At 45.1% G+C, this 19,015-nt stretch carries 18 protein-coding genes; 12 read left to right on the top strand and 6 right to left on the bottom strand.

The features are described 5' to 3' along the window. The first annotated feature begins 59 nt into the window (after positions 1-59). Positions 60-1,226, top strand: coding sequence for an FtsW/RodA/SpoVE family cell cycle protein (locus AC4EHB_RS05385; protein WP_490974560.1), 1,167 nt, complete (start codon positions 60-62; stop codon positions 1,224-1,226). A 15-nt stretch (positions 1,227-1,241) separates the two neighbouring features. Continuing rightward, positions 1,242-4,682: a pyruvate carboxylase gene (gene pyc, locus AC4EHB_RS05380; protein WP_490980861.1), complete on the top strand. Its 3,441-nt coding sequence runs from the start codon at positions 1,242-1,244 to the stop codon at positions 4,680-4,682. A gap of 107 nt (positions 4,683-4,789) precedes the next feature. Here the strand turns inward: pyc and AC4EHB_RS05375 are convergent, their stop codons facing one another. Further along, positions 4,790-5,653 (bottom strand): COX15/CtaA family protein, encoded by an 864-nt coding sequence (locus AC4EHB_RS05375; protein WP_490975622.1) that lies wholly within the window; start codon positions 5,651-5,653, stop codon positions 4,790-4,792. 403 nt (positions 5,654-6,056) lie between these two features. Between AC4EHB_RS05375 and cyoE the strand changes: the two genes are divergently transcribed. The 7 genes from cyoE to AC4EHB_RS05340 all read left to right on the top strand — a co-directional run bounded on the left by cyoE (position 6,057) and on the right by AC4EHB_RS05340 (position 12,551). Continuing rightward, on the top strand, positions 6,057-6,974 hold the full coding sequence (cyoE, locus tag AC4EHB_RS05370; protein WP_490974558.1) for a heme o synthase: 918 nt from the start codon (positions 6,057-6,059) through the stop codon (positions 6,972-6,974). Between the two features lie 51 nt (positions 6,975-7,025). Beyond that, positions 7,026-8,117, top strand: coding sequence for a cytochrome c oxidase subunit II (gene coxB / locus AC4EHB_RS05365; RefSeq protein ID WP_490974557.1), 1,092 nt, complete (start codon positions 7,026-7,028; stop codon positions 8,115-8,117). Between the two features lie 36 nt (positions 8,118-8,153). Further along, entirely contained in the window at positions 8,154-10,037 is a 1,884-nt protein-coding gene (locus AC4EHB_RS05360; RefSeq protein WP_490974556.1) for a cytochrome c oxidase subunit I, read from the top strand. After that, positions 10,024-10,650, top strand: coding sequence for a cytochrome c oxidase subunit 3 (locus AC4EHB_RS05355; RefSeq protein WP_490974555.1), 627 nt, complete (start codon positions 10,024-10,026; stop codon positions 10,648-10,650). The genes AC4EHB_RS05360 and AC4EHB_RS05355 overlap by 14 nt, the downstream gene beginning before the upstream one ends. A 1-nt stretch (position 10,651) precedes the next feature. Then, the gene (ctaF, locus tag AC4EHB_RS05350; protein ID WP_490974554.1) at positions 10,652-10,984 is read left to right on the top strand and encodes a cytochrome c oxidase subunit IVB; all 333 of its coding nucleotides are present in this window, start codon (positions 10,652-10,654) and stop codon (positions 10,982-10,984) included. A gap of 158 nt (positions 10,985-11,142) precedes the next feature. Then, the gene (gene ctaG / locus AC4EHB_RS05345) at positions 11,143-12,066 is read left to right on the top strand and encodes a cytochrome c oxidase assembly factor CtaG (protein WP_490974553.1); all 924 of its coding nucleotides are present in this window, start codon (positions 11,143-11,145) and stop codon (positions 12,064-12,066) included. 23 nt (positions 12,067-12,089) lie between these two features. After that, positions 12,090-12,551 carry a DUF420 domain-containing protein gene (locus tag AC4EHB_RS05340; protein ID WP_490974552.1) on the top strand — a complete coding sequence of 154 codons (462 nt, stop codon included), beginning with the start codon at positions 12,090-12,092 and terminating at the stop codon, positions 12,549-12,551. A 154-nt stretch (positions 12,552-12,705) separates the two neighbouring features. Here the strand turns inward: AC4EHB_RS05340 and ytvI are convergent, their stop codons facing one another. Continuing rightward, positions 12,706-13,764, bottom strand: a complete 1,059-nt coding sequence (gene ytvI, locus AC4EHB_RS05335; protein ID WP_490974551.1) for a sporulation integral membrane protein YtvI — start codon at positions 13,762-13,764, stop codon at positions 12,706-12,708. A 183-nt stretch (positions 13,765-13,947) separates the two neighbouring features. Then, positions 13,948-14,313, bottom strand: coding sequence for a YugN family protein (locus AC4EHB_RS05330; RefSeq protein WP_490974550.1), 366 nt, complete (start codon positions 14,311-14,313; stop codon positions 13,948-13,950). Positions 14,314-15,096: 783 nt separating this feature from the next. On the opposite strand from AC4EHB_RS05330, the gene AC4EHB_RS05325 reads away from it, so the two are divergent. Continuing rightward, positions 15,097-16,164: a CAP domain-containing protein gene (locus AC4EHB_RS05325; protein WP_490974549.1), complete on the top strand. Its 1,068-nt coding sequence runs from the start codon at positions 15,097-15,099 to the stop codon at positions 16,162-16,164. Positions 16,165-16,171: 7 nt separating this feature from the next. Here AC4EHB_RS05325 and AC4EHB_RS05320 read toward each other — a convergent pair whose 3' ends face one another. Continuing rightward, a complete protein-coding gene (locus tag AC4EHB_RS05320; protein WP_490980860.1) occupies positions 16,172-16,657 on the bottom strand; it encodes a PaaI family thioesterase in 486 nt (161 codons plus the stop codon). Positions 16,658-16,730: 73 nt separating this feature from the next. Between AC4EHB_RS05320 and AC4EHB_RS05315 the strand changes: the two genes are divergently transcribed. Then, entirely contained in the window at positions 16,731-17,177 is a 447-nt protein-coding gene (locus tag AC4EHB_RS05315) for a YlbF/YmcA family competence regulator (protein ID WP_135500237.1), read from the top strand. Between the two features lie 46 nt (positions 17,178-17,223). Here the strand turns inward: AC4EHB_RS05315 and AC4EHB_RS05310 are convergent, their stop codons facing one another. Further along, complete coding sequence (locus AC4EHB_RS05310; protein ID WP_490980859.1) at positions 17,224-18,144, bottom strand: glycerophosphodiester phosphodiesterase family protein; 921 nt, start codon at positions 18,142-18,144, stop codon at positions 17,224-17,226. Between the two features lie 174 nt (positions 18,145-18,318). Between AC4EHB_RS05310 and AC4EHB_RS05305 the strand changes: the two genes are divergently transcribed. Further along, complete coding sequence (locus AC4EHB_RS05305) at positions 18,319-18,591, top strand: YlbG family protein (RefSeq protein ID WP_135500235.1); 273 nt, start codon at positions 18,319-18,321, stop codon at positions 18,589-18,591. On the opposite strand, the gene AC4EHB_RS05300 is transcribed toward AC4EHB_RS05305, so the two are convergent. Beyond that, entirely contained in the window at positions 18,592-18,972 is a 381-nt protein-coding gene (locus AC4EHB_RS05300; RefSeq protein ID WP_490974546.1) for a DUF7147 family protein, read from the bottom strand. It abuts the gene before it with no gap. Positions 18,973-19,015 lie beyond the last annotated feature (43 nt).

Below are 19,015 nucleotides of genomic sequence, written 5' to 3'. Positions count from 1 at the left end.
AACTCAAACGACTTTTGTTTGAGTTTTTTTACTAATCCAGAAAAAAGAGGTCTTAAAACATGAAACAATACATCAAAAGATACGCAAAAAACTTCGACTATCCCTTATTCTTTGTATACATAGCTTTAACCTTGTTCGGTCTGGTGATGATTTACAGCGCTAGCATGGCATGGTCGGTCAATTATTACGGTGATGACCCGGATCGTTTCTACATACAGCAATTGATCAATTTGTCTTTGGCGTTTCCCGTTTTTGCAGTAGCAGCGCTATTCCCGTATAAGCATTTCAGTAAAAAATGGATGCTCATGACCATACTTGCGGTCATCTTTCTCGGTTTGGTACTGGTCCATTTCGTTGGCTACGCAGCAGGCGGGGCGCAAAGCTGGATCAACCTTGGTTTTGCAAATATCCAACCGTCCGAAGTGGCGAAGGTCGGCATCATTTTCTATCTATCAGGTGTTTTTGCAAACAAGTACAAAAATGGCAACATCAATAAAATAAACGAATCCGTTGCGCCGCCAGTAATTATTCTGACACTCGTATTATTGTCGGTGTTTCTCGAACCGGATCTTGGTTCAATGATGATCATCGGTGCTGTCGGCCTATCCGTCATGGCAGCAAGCGGCATCCGTTTCAAATTCTTTGCGCGGCTAGCGGCACTCGTTGTCGGAGCATCCGCTGTATTCATCTTGCCGATCATGATTTTCGCATCAGATATGATCTTCACGGAAAAACGACTCGGGCGGCTGGATGCCTTCTTTAATCCATTTTCCGATGAGCTCGGTTTTGGCTTGCAAATAGTTAATGGCTACCTGGCAATCGGTTCAGGGGGCCTCAGTGGACTCGGCCTTGGACAATCCATTCAGAAACTCGGATACCTGCCTGAACCCCATACTGATTTCATCATGTCAGTCATTGCAGAAGAACTCGGCGTCTTTGGCGTACTTTTTGTACTGGGCGGCTTGGCATTTATCGTATTGCGAGGTTTATCGATAGCGATGACGACGAAAGATCCTCTTGCCAGAATGCTGGCAACTGGAGTCTCAAGCATGATCGGCATCCAAGCATTCGTCAATTTAGGAGGTATGACCGGTCTGATTCCGCTTACCGGTGTCACTTTGCCATTTATCAGCTATGGCGGAACGTCCGTAATTTTGTTATCGTTAGCTATGGGAGTATTGATGAATGTCTCCATGTTCCACAGATTTGAAAAATCCAAAAAGTAAAGGGTGTGCTGCGGTGTGAAGACTATTAACAAAATCTTAGTAGCCAATCGCGGAGAAATCGCTATACGGGTTTTCCGCGCGTGTACAGAACTGAAACTTCGAACAGTTGCGATTTATTCGCAGGAAGACAGCGGTTCGTTCCATCGTTATAAAGCAGATGAATCTTATTTGGTCGGCAAAGGCAAGAAGCCAATCGACGCTTACCTGGATATTGAAGACATCATCCGCATCGCAAAAGATTCAGAAGTAGATGCGGTTCACCCAGGATATGGTTTTTTATCGGAGAACGTTCACTTTGCACGCAGGTGCGAAGAAGAAGGAATCATTTTCATCGGCCCGACTTCTCGTCATTTGGACATGTTCGGGGACAAAGTAAAAGCCCGCGATCAGGCGATTGCAGCTGGCATACCGGTTATTCCGGGTACAGACGGCCCTGTGGAATCTTTGGCGGAAGTAGAAGAATTCAGTAAAACAGCAGGCTTCCCATTGATGATTAAAGCATCTCTTGGCGGAGGCGGCCGCGGCATGCGCATCGTCAAAAACCATGAAGAGCTGGCATCAGCATATGAGCGCGCTAAATCAGAAGCAAAAGCTGCTTTCGGTTCAGACGAAATGTATGTGGAAAAATTCGTAGACAAACCAAAACATATTGAAGTTCAGATTTTAGGGGATGCAGAAGGCAACGTCGTCCATTTGTATGAGCGCGACTGTTCAATTCAGCGCCGCCATCAAAAAGTAGTCGAGATTGCTCCTTCAAATTCCATCAGCAACGAACTGCGCAATCGCATTTGCGATGCAGCAGTGAAGTTGATGAAGAATATCGATTACATAAATGCTGGAACGGTAGAGTTCCTTGTGGCAAACGATGAATTCTTTTTCATCGAAGTTAATCCACGGATCCAAGTGGAGCACACGATTACAGAAATGGTGACAGGCATTGACATCGTTCATGCGCAGATTAAAATCGCCATGGGCTTTAGTCTTCACAGCCCGGAAATCGCGATTCCTTTACAGGAAGATATTCCATTATTCGGTTTTGCCATCCAATCCCGTGTCACGACCGAAGATCCGTTAAATGACTTTATGCCCGACGCCGGAAAATTGATGGTTTATCGTTCAGGGGGCGGTTTCGGTGTCCGGTTGGATGCAGGGAACGGGTTCCAAGGAGCGGTCATTACGCCGTTTTATGATTCATTACTCGTGAAACTATCAACATGGGCTGTGACATTCAATGATGCAGCCGCTAAAATGGACCGCAATCTTCAAGAATTCCGTATTCGCGGAATAAAAACAAATATCCCTTTCTTGGAAAATGTTGTAAAACACCCAAACTTTTTAAAAGGGGAATTTAATACAAGCTTTATTGATTCGACCCCTGAATTGTTCATCTTCCCGGTCCGCAAAGACCGAGGTACGAAATTGTTGAGCTATATTGGCAATGTGACGATCAACGGCTTTCCAGGAATTGAGAAGAAGAAAAAGCCGATTTATGCGTCTCCGCGAAAACCGGCGGTCGACTTTACGGCGGCACCGCCTGCAGGAACGAAGCAGATTCTTGATGCTCAGGGTCCAGAAGGATTGGCGAAGTGGATCCATGAACAAAAAGATGTTCTTTTAACAGATACGACATTCCGAGATGCCCATCAGTCATTGCTAGCGACACGCGTCCGCTCACACGATCTGTTCTCGATCGCCAAAGAAACAGCGCATTTGCAGAGCGATTTGTTCTCGATGGAAATGTGGGGCGGGGCAACATTCGATGTTTCATACCGTTTCTTGAAAGAAGATCCATGGCAGCGTTTGATCAAATTGCGCGAACAGGTGCCGAACGTATTGTTCCAAATGCTATTCCGTGGTGCGAATGCAGTTGGATATAAGAATTATCCGGATAACGTCATCCGTGAGTTTGTCCGCAAATCAGGGGATGCCGGAATCGATGTCTTCCGTATCTTTGACAGCTTGAACTGGATCAAAGGCATGGAAGTGGCGATTGATGAAGTCCGCCAATCAGGTAAAGTGGCTGAAGCAGCTATTTGTTACACAGGCGATATTCTTGACCCGAGCCGCGACAAATATACAGTGCAATACTATAAAGATATGGCAAAAGAGCTAGAAGCTTCAGGTGCGCATATTCTGGCGATCAAAGACATGGCTGGGTTGTTGAAGCCTGAAGCGGCGTACCGCCTGGTTTCAGAATTAAAAGATACGGTTTCATTGCCAATCCACCTCCATACGCACGATACGAGCGGGAATGGCATTTACTTGTATTCGAAAGCAATCGAAGCGGGTGTCGATATCGTTGATACGGCTCTTGGAACAATGGCCGGACTGACTTCCCAGCCGAGTGCGAATTCATTGTATTACGCAATGAAAGGCAGCGGGCGTGAAGTGAGAACCGATGTCCAGTCACTCGAAAAACTGTCCCATTATTGGGAAGATGTCCGGAAATACTATGGCGATTTTGAAAGCGGCATGAACAGCCCGCATTCAGAAATCTACGTCCATGAGATGCCGGGCGGCCAGTACAGCAACTTACAGCAACAGGCAAAAGCGGTTGGTCTGGGCATGCGCTGGGAAGAAGTGAAAGAAATGTATTCCCGCGTCAACTTATTGTTCGGTGATGTGGTAAAAGTTACACCATCTTCCAAAGTAGTCGGGGACATGGCTTTGTTCATGGTCCAAAATGATTTAAATGAAGAAACAGTGCTAACTCGTGGAGAAACAATCGATTTCCCGGATTCGGTCATCGAGTTCTTTGAAGGCTATATCGGACAGCCTCATGGCGGATTCCCGAAAGAGCTGCAGGCGGTCATTTTGAAAGAACGGAAGCCGATCACTGTGCGTCCGGGCGAATTGCTGGAGCCAGCGGATTTTGACAGCATTGAAAAATTGCTGTTTGAGAAATTGGATCGTCCGGTTACGAGCCATGAAGTTTTGGCATATGCACTGTATCCAAAAGTATTCGATGAATACACGGCCACAAATCAGCAGTTCGGAGATGTTTCCGTCTTGGACACATTGACCTTCCTATATGGCATGAGGCTCGGTGAAGAAATAGAAGTGGAAATCGAAAAAGGGAAGACGTTGATGATTAAAATGGTATCAATCGGCGAACCTCAAAAAGACGGCCATCGTACAATCTATTTCGAGCTGAACGGCCAGCCGCGTGAAGTCAATATACAGGACATGACAATCGAAGCGGATACACTTGCTCGTCCGAAAGCGGACATGAAGAACGAATCTCATATTGCGGCGACGATGCCAGGTACTGTCTTAAAGGTAGTGGCGGAAGTCGGAGCGAAGGTGAAGCGCGGCGACCATCTGCTTGTAACGGAAGCGATGAAGATGGAAACGACTGTACAAGCCCCGTTCGACGGCATTGTCAAAGAAATTAATGTCAATGCAGGTGAAGGCATTTCAACAGGAGATTTGCTGATTGAAATGGAAAGAGCTTAATACGTATGTCAATGAGTCTGTCCCGAAAGGCGGACTCAGCTAAACAGAACAAAAAAAGCGCCGCCGCCCCCACAAATCAGTGGAGGGCGGCGGCGCTTTTTAAATTTTTAAGATTTTTTGACTCTGCTTCTGGATACGAGAAGAACCATATAGCAAAGCAATCCGAACAGCAGTGAGATCAGCAGCGAATGCAAAAGTGCAACTACGAGGTTCAATTTAGTCAGCACGACGAGCATGCCTGTTGTTGCCTGCAGCAACACAATGATGAATGCTGTGATCCAACCCCAGTAAATCGCGCGTTGATCTTTGTAATTCTTGAATGCATGCCATGCAATATAGCCCAGCCAAATGACGATTAATCCGGCCGCAGCTCGGTGGCCCATTTGGACCCATTCAAACATATTGTTCGGCAAAGCGAACTGGTCATTGCGGCAAAGAGGCCAGTCAGAACAAATGAGGCTCGCTTCGGTATGGCGCACAAGCGCGCCTGTATAGACGACGATGTAGGAATACAATGTAACAGCGATTGTGTGGAACTTCAATTTATTGCCGATAGCCAACCGGTCGGTATCGAATTTACGGTCCACCTCAAATATCAGCAGTGTCAGCAATAAGACGGACGCAAACGAAATGAGCGAGATGCCGAAATGCAGCGCCAAGATGAAATCGCCTTGGCCCCAAAGGACTTGGGCAGCGCCGATTAATGCCTGTAGAATCAGGAAGAAAACTGCCATAGCTGCTAAGAACTTCGTTTCGCGGATATGGCCGTACTTGATCCAAGACCAGACGCCTAGAACGAGAATCAGAATTCCGACAGCGCCTGTGACGAGCCGATGGGAAAATTCAATAAGGACTTCCGCGTTGATTTCTGCCGGAATCAGTTCACCGTTGCAGCTAGGCCATGAACGGCCGCAGCCCATTCCGCTGTCGGTCTTTGTGACAAGAGCGCCGCCCAGCAAAATGAGCAACATACCGACTGTAGCCGCCACCGCAAACCATTTAATATATTTACTTTGTTGCAAGGATGCCACCTACTTTTTTCTATAGAAAACTTTTATAATATGTCCGTTGCCTGCATACTCGATGATAGCGAAAGTCATTGGAAAACACAACGGAAAATCAGCGATAGCGGAAACTTTCAAGATTTGGACATAATAGGCCTGTCCTTCACAAACTGTTCAAAAACAAATCTTTTTCTATCTTAAAATAACGTGGATACTCATGTATGATAAGAGGAGCGTATTTCTGAGACAAATTACATGAATACATCGCTTTTATCGGGAAATTTCAGTTATATGTAGAAAACGGACTGGAATTTAGATATAGTTATGGTTAGCGGAATATGCTTACAACTTTGAAAGGAGGGGGTATTATATGTCAAACGGCCGGTCTTTGTCTGCAGAAGTCCATCAGACAACTGAAACGACCACATTTATGAAAGATTTTCTCGCTTTGATAAAAATCGGAATCGTAAATTCGAATTTAATAACTGTATTCACCGGTTTGTGGTTGGCTTTTCAGTTTTCCGACAGGCATTTTCTGCAAGAGTTGGACATCCTCGTTTATACGCTGGTCGGCTCAGCATTAATAATTGCTGGTTCTGCTGCAATGAATAATTACATTGACACAGATATCGATCCGTTGATGGCGAGCAAAAGATCCCGTCCGACTGTAACAGGGAGATTCAAGCCGTCTGCTGTATTGGCACTCGCTTCATCTTTCATCGTTCTAGGCGAAGTATTTTTGTTCTCTGCTTCTGTATCAGCTGGTGTTTTAGGGATTGCAGGAATTTTGGCGTACGTCGTCCTTTATTCGATGTGGTCAAAGAGAAGGCATGTCAGCAACACAATAGTGGGGAGTATTTCGGGAGCCATCCCGCCGCTTATCGGCTGGGCTGCAGTTGAACCGGCTCTCGGCATGGGCGCTTGGGCGTTATTCTTGATCATGTTCGTTTGGCAGCCGCCGCATTTTTATGCATTGGCTATGAAACGCACAGAAGAATACCGTGCAGCGGGCATCCCTATGCTGCCAGTGGTCAAAGGTTTTCACCGCACTAAGAAATCCATGCTTGCATGGGTTTTGCTGCTGTTCCCTCTGCCATTCCTGTTAATGGATCTCGGAATAAGCTTCATCATCTTAGCGACATTATTGAATCTTGGATGGTTAGCACTTGCCATCAAAGGCTTCAAAGTGAAAGATGATTTGAAATGGGCGAAAACGATGTTCATCTATTCATTGAACTATATGACCATCCTATTTGTATCGATGATCATCTTCGCTGTTTTCGTCTAGATCCAGCATTTCAAACAAATTCATTTAATTGAGAGAGGGGTATGAAAAGCTATGAAAAAAGGGCTCAAAAATTGGCGTCTTTTCGCTTTGTTGACAGCTTTGCTCGTCTTTCTGTCAGGATGCGGGCGTGAAGAAATCTCCACATTATTGCCTGCCGGCGAAGTAGCAAGCGATCAATTCAACATGTTGATCCTTTCATCAGCCGTTATGGCGTTTGTCATTCTTGTTGTTACTATCATCTATGTTTTGGCAATCGTAAAATTCCGCCGCTCTAAAATTGGCGAAGATGTGATTCCTGAGCAAGTTGAAGGAAGCGCGAAACTTGAATTTTTATGGACAGCTATTCCTATCGTGCTGATTTTAATCATCGCTGTTCCAACGGTATACTCCACATTCGACCTTGCGGATACGTCAACAATGGACGTAGCGGCTGAAGATGGAAGCATGACCAACCTGACTGTAAATGTAAACGCTAAATTGTACTGGTGGGAGTTTGAATACCCAGAACAAGGCATCGTCACTTCACAGGAATTAGTCGTTCCAACAGGCGAAAGAGTTTACTTCAATTTGCTAGCTGCAGATGTTAAACACTCTTTTTGGATTCCTTCTATCGGAGGGAAATTGGACGCTAACCCTGAAAACGTCAATACTTTCTACTTAACGTTCGACAAAGAATCTTCAGAACTTGAAGATGGAGTTTTCTACGGTAAATGTGCTGAGCTTTGCGGCCCTTCACACGCATTGATGGACTTTAAAGTTAAATCTCTCAGCCCGGAAGATTTTGATCAATGGGTAGCCGCAATGCAAGAGGAAGCGACACCAGCGGAAGAGACGCTTGCTCAAGAAGGCGAACAACTTTTCGGTGCTGATGGCGCGGGTTGTATTGGATGCCACGCAGTTTCTGGAGTTGGCAAAGGCGGAGCTCAGGGTCCGAACGTAGCAACATTCGGCGACCGCAACCGCGTAGCTGGAATTTTAGAACATAATGAAGAAGAAGTTAAAAACTGGATTGCTGATCCACAAAAATATAAGCCAGGCAACTTGATGCCGCAACCGGAAACTTTGAACAATGGCGAGCCATTCACAGAGCAAGAGCTTGATTCACTTGCTGCTTACTTGATGAGCTTATCAGTTGAAGAGTAAAAGTGTCGGATCTTTAAAAAAAGGGAGGTATACATTGTGAGTTCTATTGCTCAGAAAAAGGGCTTCGGTGCTACCGTTTGGGACTACATGACAACAGTAGACCATAAGAAAATCGCAATTCTGTATTTTATCTCCGGGGGATTATTCTTCGTAATCGGTGGTATCGAAGCGATGTTGATCCGAATCCAGTTGATGAAAGCCGGAAACGATTTCTTAAGCGCCGGACTATATAACGAAATTATTACGATGCATGGTACGACCATGATTTTCTTGGCCTCGATGCCATTATTGCTCGCCTTCATGAACGCCGTTATGCCTTTGCAAATCGGTGCACGTGACGTAGCATTTCCGTTCTTGAATTCACTCGGGTTTTGGCTATTCTTCTTCGGGGGGATTTTCCTAAACCTTTCATGGTTCCTAGGTGGAGCGCCTGATGCTGGTTGGACAAACTATGCATCACTGGCTATGGCTTCTAATGGGCACGGAATTGATTTTTACACACTTGGTTTGACGATTTCCGGATTTGGTACGCTGATTTCAGGGATTAACTTCCTTGTAACAATCATCAATATGCGCGCTCCGGGTATGACTTACATGAGAATGCCGCTATTCACTTGGACGACTTTTGTCGCTTCCGCTTTGATTTTGCTGGCATTCCCGCCGTTGACAATCGGCCTATTCTTCATGGTATTCGATCGCCTATTCGGCGCAAACTTCTTTGATGTAACAATGGGAGGAAACACGATCATCTGGGAACACTTATTCTGGATTTTTGGTCACCCTGAAGTATACATCTTGATCTTGCCGGCTTTCGGTATCTTCTCTGAAATCTTTGCGATCTTCTCGCGCAAACGCCTGTTCGGTTACACGGCATTGGTGTTCGCGACGATTCTTATTGGTTTCTACGGCTTCATGGTATGGGCTCACCACATGTTCACAGTTGGACTTGGGCCGACAGCAAATGCTGTTTTCGCTTTAGCGACAATGATCATTGCGGTCCCAACAGGCGTTAAAATCTTCAACTGGCTTCTTACGATTTGGGGAGGGAGCATCAGCTTTACGACGCCGATGCTATACGCAATAGCCTTCATTCCTTCGTTCGTTGCAGGTGGAGTAACGGGTGTCATGCAAGCTATGGCGCCGCTTGATTACCAATTGCACGATTCTTACTTTATCGTAGCCCACTTCCATTACGTTATCGTCGGTGGTGTTGTTCTTGCGATTCTAGCAGGTACACATTTATACTGGCCGAAAATGTTCGGAACGATGCTGAACGAAAAATTAGGAAAAGTGACATTCTGGTTCTTCTTGATTGGGTTCCATTTAACATTCTTCATCCAACATTTCCTAGGGCTTATGGGTATGCCACGCCGTGTTTACACGTTCGGAGCTAACCAGGGCTGGGATGCTTATAACATGATCAGTTCGTTCGGTGCTTTGTTTATGGCAATCGGTGTAATTGTTCTAGTTATCAACGTTATCTTGACTACTATTAAAAACGAGCGCGTCGGCAATGACCCATGGGGCGACGGCCGAACGTTGGAATGGGCTATTCCATCTCCGCCGCCATTCTATAACTTCGCCCAAACTCCTTTGGTGCGTGGTCTTGACCCATATTGGATCGAGAAAATGGAAGGCAATAAAGAAGGAATGGTATACGCCGAGCCACTTGGCGACATCCATATGCCGAACGGTTCAATTATTCCAGTCGTCATTGCTTTCGGTATGTTCGTAGCTTGTTTTGGAGCTATGTACCATATGGACGACAAAGCTTGGGCTCTTCCAGTCCTAGTAATCGGTTTATTGATCACTTTCGGTTCAATGCTACTGCGTTCACTTAAAGATGATCTTGGTTTCCACATCACAAAAGAAGAATTACTGAGAGATGCTAAAGGGGGCAATAAAGATGGATCTAAATAAAAGATATAGCCCTCAAACATGGCCGGATCATCCGGAAACGGCAACACTCGAAGGTAAAAATAAATTCGTAGGCTTCTGGCTTCTGCTTGCTGCAGAGACAGTAACGTTCGCATCTTTATTCGCTACTTACCTGGCGCTTAAAGATAAAGGGCCAAGCGGCATGGAGTTCACCGCATCCGGCTTGTTCGAACTTCCATTGGTTTTCGCAATGACGATGATTCTTTTAACTTCATCGTTGACAAGTGTTTATGCAATGTATCACATGAAAAACTATAACTTCAAAGCGATGCAGGCTTGGTTGGGTATTACAGTCCTATTGGGGCTAGTATTCCTTGGACTTGAAATTTATGAGTTCAACCACTATGTCCATTTAGGCTTCGGTTATACGAATAGTGCTTTTAGTTCAGCATTCTATACGTTGGTCGGAACCCACGGAGCCCACGTTTTGTTCGGTTTAAGCTGGTTCATCGCATTGATGCTCCGCAACTCTAAGCGCGGCTTGAACACGTACAATGCACCAAAATTTTATTTAGCCGCATTATACTGGCATTTTATTGACGTAGTATGGGTATTTATCTTTACTGTAGTCTATTTGATGGGAGTGATCGGTTAATATGGCACACGACGTTCATACACCTACAAGATCACGTACTGAGTACGAATACATCAGACGCCAGCGTTCAAAAGAAATGCGCAGCCAATTGACGTCATTCGCGATCATGATTTTCTTGACATTGATCGCCTTTACGACAGTTTCCGCGGGCTTCTCGCCTTACCTGATTGTGCCAACGATTCTATTGTTGGCCGCAATCCAAGTAGTCTTGCAGCTTTATCATTTCATGCATTTGAGCAATAAAGGGCATGGAACAGTTGCCTTCTTTATGTTCAGCGGCATATTTGTAGCTTTCATCACGGTCCTTACTTTTGTAACGATTGTCTGGTGGTAATACTAAACCCCTTCATCTTCATTGATGAGGGGGTTTTTCTTGCTGTCTGGAAACTATCAGCAGCCTTTCTTTTCGCAATTGTCATAGTTCGTTCATTGATATACCAAGGCTGGGGCTATATAATGGGGGTACTTGAGGTAAAAGGGAGGTCTACAGGGATGCCGATCAGTATATTTGGATTTCAGGCTTTATGGAGTCCGGTTTACTTAGGAATTCTCGTATTAATTACGATATTCTATTTTTTAGTTACGATAAAATGGAGAGGCAAGTTTAAAGACAGCGAATCTTTAAAGCCAAGAGAAGCGATTCTTTTTGTTTCCGGCATGTTGCTGATGTACGCCATCAAAGGTTCACCAATCGACCTGCTAGGGCACATCGTTTTCTCCATGCATATGGTGCAGATGGCGCTGTTGCTGTTGCTGATACCGCCATTATTGATTATGGGTATACCGACGTGGATATGGCGCCCGTTCGTCAATCTGCCTATTGTTAAACCGATTTTCGAGTTCTTTTCGAAACCGATGTTGGCATTGATTTTGTTTGGGATGGTATTTTCGTTCTACCACATTCCATTGGTTTTCGATTTTGTGAAATCGGATACTTTGCTTCATGCCCTTGCAAATCTTATTTTATTTGTTTCTGCTATATTTTATTGGTGGCCAGTGGTCAACAATCTCGAAGGAACGTACCGTTTCCACGGCTTGAAAAAATTGGCTTATCTGTTTGGACTCAGCGTCCTAATGACACCGGCTTGTGCATTGATCATTTTCAGCGGCAACCCATTCTATGCTACGTATACAGACGGAGAAGCTTGGCTGCAAGCGATGGCGTTATGTGTGCCTTCAGGGACTTTGTCGCAATTGAACTTGTCAGGGCCGGAATTGTTTTCGCCCATGTCTGCTTTAGAAGATCAGCGTACAGGCGGCATCATCATGAAGGTTTTGCAGGAGCTCGTTTTTACGGTCTTCCTATGGCTGGTGTTCTACGAGTGGCTCCGAAATGAAAACGATAATGTGGATGAAATTACCGCACAAGTGTTGCAGGACCGGAAAGATATGGCGATGCACAGACATAATGCTTAATGAAGCAAAAGGGGATCAATTGAATGAATTTGCCGTTATTACCAACTATTAGTACGTTTTTCATCGTTTTAAGCGCAGTGCTTGTGGCAATCGGCTGGTACCTTATCAGTAAACGCCGAATCAAAGCGCATAAAAAGTTTATGCTGGCTGCAGGAGCGTCTGCGCTGACATTCTTCATCATTTATGTGTCACGCACGTTATTCGTTGGAAACACCGCTTTCGGCGGCCCAGACGAACTTAAGATTTTCTACACTGTATTTTTGATTTTCCATATTACATTGGCAACAACTGGCGGGGTAATGGGCCTTTATACAATTTGGCTTGGTTTGAAGAACCGTTTGGACAAGCACCGTAAAATTGGTCCGATTACAAGCGTTATCTGGTTTTCCACGGCGATTACAGGAGTGGCGGTTTACATGCTGCTTTATGTAATCTACGAAGGCGGCCACACGACTTCAGTATTCAAAGCAATACTAGGCGGATGAAAACAAACAGCTAGTGAGAAATCGTTGATTCCTCTCAAGCTGTTTTATTTATTACCCAATAGGATATTTCTAGTACATGCATCATTGCAAAAAAGCGCTGTCCCGGAAAGCCGATTTCAAGGCTTTTGGGACAGCGCTTTTTATATTAAACAGATTAAATTTTGAAATCGACTTTGATCATTCCTGATTCACGAGCGGATGTGAACAGGATGACAATCAGTGGGCCGATGAAGAAACCGAGGAATCCGAAAAGCTGCAGGCCGATGTACATGGCGATCAATGTCGCAAGAGGGGACAGGCCAATTTGCGTGCCCATCACTTTCGGTTCGACAGTTCTCCGAATCACTAGCAGTATGAGGGCCAGGATAGCTAATTTCGTTCCAAGGACTACATTTCCAATGATGAATTGATAAATGAACCAAGGCGCTAAAACAATGATCGAACCCAAAATCGGTATGAAATCAATGAGCCAGATGAACAACGACATCGGCAGGGCGTACTCAGGAATGATGATCAGCAGCCCAATGAGCGTGACGATGAAGATGAGAACGCTCACCAAAAACTGTGCTTTTAAGAACCCGAAGATTACATGGTTCAGTCGAGCAGCCATGAACCGGACTTTTTCGGCAGTGCTTTCCTTTAATCGCTTAAACAGCAATTCTTTCAAGTTCAGCAATTCCAGCATGAAGAGGAATAGCGCAATCAAGAAAACGATGAAACTAACGAGAAATGTGGGAATCCCTGTTAAGAGATTGGTAACCGTGTCATAGTTTACGATTGTCAGAAACCAATCACGGATTCCTTCCAAAAAGCTCGCTAATTCCGTTTCAATGGAGGAAACCACTTCGACCGGCATATCTTCTGTAGAACGCAGGAAGAAACTTTGGACTTCGTTCCACATCTCAGTTAAAGAATTGGCGTATTCAGGCACCATTTTAGTGAACTGGATAATCCTCCCAATCAATTGTGTGACGGTCCAGTATAAGATACCGGAAACTGCCAGTACAAAAAAAATGAAGACGGTAATAACGGATGTTTTTCGTTGCCATTTCAACCGGTTTTGCACGAAAGTGACGAGCGGTTCGAGAAAAATAGCTGTCAGCAATGCGATAATGAGCGGAATTGAGATGGGCAATATGTATACGGAAATCACGACAAGCACCGCAATAACAATCACAGTTGTAAATATGCGTTTATTGAGCCACTTAGACACAGCAATCCTCCTAAAAAGTTCTTATATTATTATAGCAATAATGGCGATTTCCAAGTAGGTCATTTCTGAAAAAATTAACCTTTATTTCTTTGCCAGGCAAAGGGAGGCAAGTTGCATTTAAAAACCTTCTAGTGGACATCAGATAAATAAAAACCGCAGTTCATGAAGAACTGCGGTTTCACATTATGCTTTGATGATAAAGCTTTCAAGATCTGTTCTGATCGCTTTTAACACTTCAGTGCTAGATTTGATCAAATGTTCAGGGAAGTGCTCGCCTTCTCCATATTCAACACCGTGCGGATAATAATGCTTGCCAATTACCGGCTTCATGACGTGCATGATTGCATCATTTGAATCGATGTCGCCTTCAACGGCATAAGCGAATACCCGAAGGTAGAAAGTGCCTTCACGAATCATGAATTTACGGTCGAAAGTTACTCGCTCGTAATCCCATTGTCCTTCTTTAGTCATACCATGTTTTCTCATAATGTCGTCTAGTAGAGCAAAGTCTACTCGAATGTCCTCAAGTCCTGTATTTTCAAAATACATAGGATCTCCTCCTCAATATCATAACTGACTATACGCTTCTTTAATAATAGATGAAAATAATGCTTGTTGCAATGGCTAGATTGTGTCAGAATACAGACGGCTGTTATAATTATCTATATAAGGTTAACTAAAGAAGTAACTTATTGAATGCCGCTCTGGACGCTTTGGGTAGAGCAAAGACGATTGCTCCTGCGCAAGCTCGTCGCAAAAGAGTTGCCGAAAGTAAATGGCACCTCCTTGGCTCTCGTAATGAGCCGGGAAGAACACCCGTCTCATTGCTAAAGACCTTCTGCTTCTGCATCGCTGCGCTAGCTTCGAAGCAAAGGAAATGGTCCAAATTCCATTTGGCCATCTCCTTGCCTAGCCCTTGGACGCGCCTCCGCTAAGATATCTCTCGATGTGGAGCAAAACAGCGGAGAAAACTGTACTGCTCCTGCATCGCTGCGCTGCTTCGTCGCAAAGACATGGCCTCACTAGCTTCGGCCAATGTCTTGCCTTCGGGGCAGCTTAGCGACGAGACAGCCGAGACCCTGCAAAGAGCGCAGCGACTGAGGAGGCTTGGCGCTAGCCCGCGGCAAAAACATGTGCTCCTGTCCCTGTCCCTGTCCCTGCGACGCTGCGCTAGCTTCGGGACATTAAAGAGCGTTGCAGCACTTCGTGCTTCGTCGCAAAGGTATTTCCCCAATCCTTGGGTTAATACCTTCGTAGCTGTTTTGTGGAATATCGACTATTAAAAATGACCAGTTGAACTTAATATAAAATAGTAATTTAGGAGATGATCGATTGAAGGACTTATTGCGCATCATGATTTTTCTGTCGGTTATTTTGATTGTCTTCTTTTATTTCGATTCGTCCATTGAAGAAAATGACTTGCTGAAAGCACCGGTCACACAAGACCCGCTTCCTGCCGATGACTTAGTGGAAAATCCATTGGAGCTGGAACGGCCATCCGAGGGGCTGTCGACGTATATCGGCCAGTCTGCAGAGGAATGGCTTAACGATTATGGCGAACCTTCACGCATGGAGCCGTCTGCATTCGGCTACGAGTGGTGGGTGTATAACCAGTCGTATTCCAGCTATTTGATGGTCGGCGTCAAAGAAGGGGAGATTGTACAAGTTTATGCGGCGGGGACAGCAGCACAAGTAGAGCCGTATACCATTGGCCAGACGCTTGATGATTTGTACCGCTTTACAATAGTGGAAAACGAAATATCGGTAAAATATGACGATAGCATTTTTACATTCAATTTGGGACCTGAAGATTTGGACAGGCGCTTGCTTATCCGTTTCGAAAAAATCTATGCCCAGCTTTATATCGATGAAGAAGACCGCATCCTTGAAGCTGTGAGGTTTATGGATGCAGAAACGCTTATCAGGCATCAGCCTTATGACATGATGTTCACGGGTGACTTGCTGCCGGTCATCAAGCCTTCCTCAACCCAACAGCAATCAATTGATGCTGCGAACGCTAAACAGATTATCGACATGACCAATGTCTACAGAATCCACCACGAATTAGCACCGCTGGATGAAAATATTGCTGCCAATAAACTTGCTCAAACACATAGCGAGAATACTGCTAAGAAAAATTTCTCTTCCGGCCAGGAAGTCGAACTGGAAAGTTTGAACGTTCGGCTGGAGAATGCCGGAATCGGTTTTGAGGAAGCTGCTGAGAATACAGCGTTCCAATATTTTGACGCAGCTGAAGCAGTGCATGGCTGGATTAATTCGCCGGACCACCGCAATGCCCTGTTATCGGACCGCTTTGATGAAATTGGTGTAGGTGCGTTTGGCAAATACTATACCCAGATCATGCTAAAACCTGCAGAAGAAACCGCAGAAGCGGAATAACGGCAAGTCAGCTCTCTACGGGGACAAGGAAAAAAGAACCGGTTGCGATCGCAATGTGCTTGCCGCTGGATTCGTATATATTGCCTTCGACTACCATCGTATGGCGGCCTTGGCGGATCATGCGTGCTTCGGCTTTGATCTCGCCTTCCGACGCCACAGCCAAATAATGAATTGTTAAATTTGTTGTCACAGCGGCCATCCCTTCAACACATTTGCTGTTGGCAAGTGTACCCATGGCGGTGTCCAGAAGAACCGCCAAAATGCCGCCATGAGGTATAGCAATATTATTATGGATAAAAGCAGTGTTCGGAATGGAAACGACACTGCCATCTACGGACGGTTCGCGTTTCATGTTTAAACTGGCGCTTAAATAAGTGTTGAATCCACCATGCTGTTTTTTCTCGAAGTTCTCCAAAAAGTCGGACAGGATGTTTAAGTCTTCCGGTGTGCTGCTATCTAAAATACGCTGGAGTTGATTTGTAAGATTTTCCATGGGCCAGTCCTTTCGCTATGTATGAATGTTGTGGGATTTCTGCTATTATTGAAATGTAGAGGAGGAATTCAATATGTTCATGACTTATGAATGGGTTCAAATTACTGACTCTGCGGAAGAGTTGAGCGAACTGATTTTACAATCGGAGCAGGCGGAAACGTATCGCCAAGCCTACCGTGATGTGTATAATGATAAAAATCTTGCAGATGAAATCCAAGCTTTTGCAAGGTTGAAAGACCAATATGAAGAAGTTCAACGCTTCGGCAAATACCACCCCGAATACAGTAGGGTGATGAAACAAATCCGCGTCGACAAACGGCGCATTGACTTGAATGAACAAGTCGCTGCGCTGCGATTTGCGGAAAACGATTTACAGGATTTGATGGACCAAGTGAGCTTCATCATCGGCCGCTCGGTTTCAGAAGCCGTAAAAATCCCTTCAAGCAACCCATTCTTCTCATCCGATTCGTCTTGCGGCAGCGGGTGTGGAACAGGTGGCGGCTGTTCTTGTTCAGCTTAGAGCCCTAGCTACGAAAAAATGTGCAGCGGAGACGCTGCACATTTTTTTATTGGATTTGGTTGTTTTTAGCGTCTTTGATGGTTTGCACTGCAATGTCCGGCCGGTCTGTAATGATGCCTTTCGCGCCAGCTGCGACCAGTGTTTTGATGGCTTCCGGATCGTCGATTATCCAATAATGCACGGGAACGTTCAGATTCGACAGAAAAGCGATGAAACGCGGCAGATCCAATCGGAACATCGAAGATTTGACCGGAATTTGGAAAACGTCCGCTTTTGGCTGGTATAAATGGCCAAACTGGCTATTAAAGGCAGCATAAGCTTTCCGGACTTCATTTTCACCAGCACCGATAGCGACGCTGTTTTGCGCGTATAAATTGAAGCGGTCAATTTGCTCGTCGAAAAAGCTTGTGACAACCACACGGTCATGTGCGCCAAGCGAATCGATCAAACGCCAAAGCTTGGAAGGAATCAAACTTCCTTCATATGTCTCTGGAGAATCTTTCATATCGATGTTGATCCACATGTCCGGAAATTTTTCGATCAATTCCTTTAAAGTAACAATCGTTGCGCCTTTGCCACGGTAAGGGGTGTTTTCTTTATCATCTGCAAAACGGTAGCCCAGGTCTAGCTGGCGCAGTTCAGGCAAAGTCAAATCGGCGACGCGGCCGGCTCCGTCTGTCGTGCGGTCGAGGAATTCGTCATGGAAAACGATGATTTCTTCGTCTTTCGTCAGGCGGATGTCGATTTCAAATCCATCGACTCCAAATTCGGCAGATTTGGTGAATGCGGCCATCGAGTTTTCCGGGGCGATTGCGCTGCCCCCACGGTGTGCCAGCACGGCCGGTGTTGTAGATGTAAGTACTTTTTTGCCAGGGCGCACCTGGGGAGTTGCTATTGCCTTAGAGCCGGCCCATGCGGCAGCTCCGACTGCGACAGCGGCAATTCCTATTTTTGTCTTTTTGCCCATGCGGATAAGAGACCCCCTTGAAAATTTTACTAAAGCTATTATAGCGAATCCAGTATGTGAATGTCATTTTTAAATGAGCACGGGCACAGTGGGCATGCCATCTGCGAGGATTTCCTCAGTTGCGGCTTTTTTCTTACCTATGGTATTGTAGAAGTTAAGAAAAGAGGGATGATTATGCATGATCGCCAAGGCCTCATCGTTTATGTGCATCATTTAAAGCAAGCAAAATCATTGCGGAAATTCGGGCATGTCCATTTTATTTCCCGCAAATTGAAATATGTTGTGCTGTATATGGATCAGGATGTTATTGAAAGCACTAAAACCAAATTATCAAAATTGCCCTACGTCAAGCTAGTGCTTGAATCGCAGCGCCCGTTCCTGAAAACAGAATACGAAAACGCTAAGCCGGACAAGGCTAAAGAATACGATTACAAGATCGGCCTGTAATTATTGCATCGGCGGTATATAATGGTTTAATCGCAGAATGGCGATCAAATGGCTAAAATAAAACCGCTTTTCACCGTAAGCCGAAGAATGTTTCACGTCCATCTTAATCGGGTTATGGCCCAGTGTTTTAACGGCCTCTTCAAAAATTTCAAGGCGTTTTGAATTTTCTGGAATGCCTTCCCGGCAAATGTAGATTGGCATGAAACCGCCTTCTGAAGTCGGTTCAAATGCAGCTGCCACAGATAATGTGGATTTGCCGTTTTGTTGTTCTGAAACAAATATAAAACCGTGTTTGAAACGGTGTGAATTTGTTGTAATAAGTTCACGGAGTTCGAAGATATCTCCGTAACCTTCTCCTAATTCGATAAAGCGCTGTATCATAAAGCCACGTCCTTTCCAAAACCCATTTTACCATTAAGCACAT

Source organism: Planococcus sp. TJ-302, assembly GCF_058268455.1.
The sequence above is the reverse complement of the archived record's forward strand: the minus strand, read 5'-3'. Positions and strand labels throughout refer to the sequence as shown.